This is a genomic window from Seonamhaeicola marinus (assembly GCF_008085455.1).
The window spans coordinates 1-986 of the sequence record NZ_VSDQ01000471.1; the positions used below are offsets into that span (position 1 = coordinate 1).

General features: G+C 36.2%; 1 protein-coding gene. It reads right to left on the reverse strand.

Annotated features, from left to right (window positions below; all coding sequences use genetic code 11):
• The coding region (locus FUA24_RS07775; protein ID WP_246146988.1) for a thiamine pyrophosphate-dependent enzyme at positions 1 to 986 on the reverse strand (986 nt) is incomplete at both ends.

The window sequence follows — 986 nt, forward strand, 5'->3', positions numbered from 1 at the left end:
AAAATCTCCAAACTGAGCCTCCCAAATGGTTAATGTATTTGGGTTTGCCATGGCGTAACCATAATCAAAACCTAACACACCGTATTCAGATAAAAACGAATTGTAAATGTACATTTCGCCTTTATTATTTGGGTTTGTGTTTAATAAATTGATACGTTCTTCTGAAATTTCATCACGTAAAATAGCGTGACGGTGACTAAAGGTACCGCGCTCAACATCTTGCCCTGAAATTCTAACATTAAAACCTTCTTCAAGTAAACTTCCGTAGGCTAAAGTTTCGGCCATTCCCCAATCTAAAGTATCGGTTTCAAAAACCATTTTTTCTCTACCTTGAAGAATGCGTTCAGCTTTTCGTAAAAACTTAACACCTTCTGGCACTGTTGAAACTACTTTTGAAATTTGTTTTAATCCTTCTTCAGAGTATGCTGTATTTGTTTCTTCTAACATAGCATCTAAACCGCGGCGTGTAAAGTTTGTCCAGCGTTCTTCCATAAACTCACGCACTTTTGATGCATCAGCTTCTTTTGCTTTAGTGTATTCGCTTTCTAAACGCTCTTTAAACTCAGCAACTATTGCTTCAGAATATGTTTTATTAATAGTACCTTCTGCAATTAATTTATCTGAATAAATTTTAAACGGATTAGGGTGTTTTGCTATATTTTTATAAAGTTTAGGCTGTGTAAATCTAGGCTCATCTCCTTCATTATGCCCATACTTTCTGTAACCTAACAAATCTATATACACATCTTTTTTGAAACGCATTCTGTAGTCTAACGCCATTTCAATAGCATGCGCTACAGCTTCGGCATCATCAGCATTTACGTGCATTACTGGTGATAGTGTAACTTTTGCAACATCAGTACAATATGTACTTGAGCGCGCATCTAGATAGTTTGTTGTAAACCCTATTTGGTTGTTAACAACTATATGAATGGTACCACCAGTTTTGTAGCCGTTTAGCTTGCTCATTTGCGCTACCTCATACA